1 protein-coding gene is annotated in these 1,377 nt (G+C 68.8%); it reads right to left on the reverse strand.

Annotated features, from left to right (window positions below; genetic code table 11):
* Positions 1-19: 19 nt before the first annotated feature.
* Positions 20-1,219: an ISAs1 family transposase gene (locus O3W51_RS48105; protein WP_269290425.1), complete on the reverse strand. Its 1,200-nt coding sequence runs from the start codon at positions 1,217-1,219 to the stop codon at positions 20-22.
* Between the last annotated feature and the right edge of the window lie 158 nt (positions 1,220-1,377).

A 1,377-nucleotide genomic window follows, 5' to 3' on the forward strand; every position in this document is an offset into this window, starting at 1 on the left:
CAGGGCTTGATCAAGTTCCTTAGGTGACCGGTTCGTTGGTGATGCCCAGGATGGGGAGTGCTCGTTGGGGTTCGTCGCGGATCGCCCGGGTGGTCTTGGCGATGTTGTCGGCTCCGAGGGTTTTCAGCACGCCGATGGCGAGGTTGCGGAGGGTCGCCATGGCCCGTGGCGCGGTCCCGGCGTGGACGGTGGAGGCGTCCTCGGCGAAGGTGACATCCCTGATGTGGTGTGAGGAGTTCTCCACTCCCCAGTGCCCGCGAATCGCGGAGGCCAGGTCGGCGGGCCCGGCTTGGTGGGCGTCGAGGCTGGTGACGGCGTAGACACTCTCACGGGTCTCACGCCGGCCGGTCTGCTTGCGGCGGCGATGGACGCGGATGGCCAGGCGGGCGTGGGGAAAGGCGATTCCGCCGAGTTCGTCGGCGATCCCGCAGGTCTTGATCGAGCGGGACTCGCGGCGTCCGTGTCCGGCCCCGGAGGCGGTGTGCTGGACCGCGATGGACTGCCAGGGCAGGGCGGCGAGTTGGGCGTGGGCGGTGGGCTGGTTGGTCTTGATCACGGCGATGTAGTGGGCCTTCTTGGTCTCGACCAGCCAGGAGATGTTCGCCTTGACCGAGTGCAGGGCGTCGAAGGTGACGACGGTGCCGGTCAGGTCCAGCGGTGCCAGCAGCGGCCGGAAGTGTGTGGTTTCGTTCGTCTTCGCGCCGACCTCTACCTGGGCGAGGGTCACGACGGTGCCGTGAGTGACCGCGGAGAGCAGATGCCGGCGCGTCGCGGTGAGACGGGCTGAGCCCTTGAGTGCTTTGCCGTCGACAGCGATCGCGCGCGACAGCCCGGACGGGGAGGGTGACGGTGCCTGGGCGGGTTCGGTGGCGGCGCGGTGCCGGTCGGCCAGGTAGGCGCCGACCGCCCGATCCAGAGCGTCACCGTCAACAGCCCCCAGCACACGGCCGATCGTGGCCGGCGACGGACTGCGCCGCCAGCCGAGCAGGTGGCGGCGGATCCCGATCACTGTCAGGAGTACGTTCGAAGCACGCTGACCCCACTCGGCGAGTTCATCGATGCTCCTCGCTCCCGAGACGACCGCGCAGGCGCACACCAGCAGGATCGCCGTGAGTGAGTACCACCGGCCCCGCCGCGCGCGCGGGTCGGGCACCGAGTCGAAGTAGGGGCGCAGGTCGGCGATCCGGCCGGGGTCCAGCGGCCCCAGTTTCAACAGCACGGCAGGGATGGGAGAGGATGCAGCAGCAGGCACGGGCCACCTCATGATCATCTGGCTTAGACACCACAATGATCACGAAGCCCGTGCCTGCTCTGCTATGCGCCCCAACCGGTCACAACCCGACCAGCCGCACGACCCCGGAACTTGCAACCGCCCTG

The organism is Streptomyces sp. H39-C1, from assembly GCF_027158125.1.
Lineage (GTDB): Bacteria > Actinomycetota > Actinomycetes > Streptomycetales > Streptomycetaceae > Actinacidiphila > Actinacidiphila fildesensis.